Origin of the sequence: Paenibacillus sp. EKM301P (assembly GCF_011800295.1) — a bacterium.
Classification (GTDB): Bacteria; Bacillota; Bacilli; order Paenibacillales; family Paenibacillaceae; genus Paenibacillus; species Paenibacillus polymyxa.
In genome coordinates this window covers 1-389 of the sequence record NZ_JAALFM010000101.1, presented here as the reverse complement: position 1 = coordinate 389, position 389 = coordinate 1, and the positions used below count along the sequence as shown (strand labels likewise).

General features: G+C 49.9%; 1 protein-coding gene. It reads right to left on the bottom strand.

Annotated features, from left to right (window positions below; all coding sequences use genetic code 11):
* The coding region (locus HFD99_RS25020; protein WP_167441071.1) for a condensation domain-containing protein at positions 1-389 on the bottom strand (389 nt) is incomplete at both ends.

Genomic DNA, 389 nt, shown 5'->3' with positions numbered 1-389 from the left:
CAGGTCTTGTAAAATCCGTTGGCATATCCAGCGCCGGGATTTCACCAGACATGGTTTTCAGCCAATAGCTTTCTTGCTCACGCAGACGTTCACTTTGCATATCTGCATGCTGCCAAACGGCATAATCCTTGTACTGAATCCGCAGTGGCGGCAGTTCCTGGCCTTCATACAATTGAGAGAACTCCTGCACGATAATGCCTTCCGTCACGCCATCCGAAATAATATGGTGCATGTCATAGAGCATGACGTGACGCCCCGGTCCATTTTCGATCAACTGAACCCGCAGTAACGGTGCTTGTGCGAGATCAAATTCACGTACAAAGTCCTGTGCGTACTGCGGTGTCTCTTCTTCACTTGCTTGCACATATTCCACGCTGAATGGAGCGCTG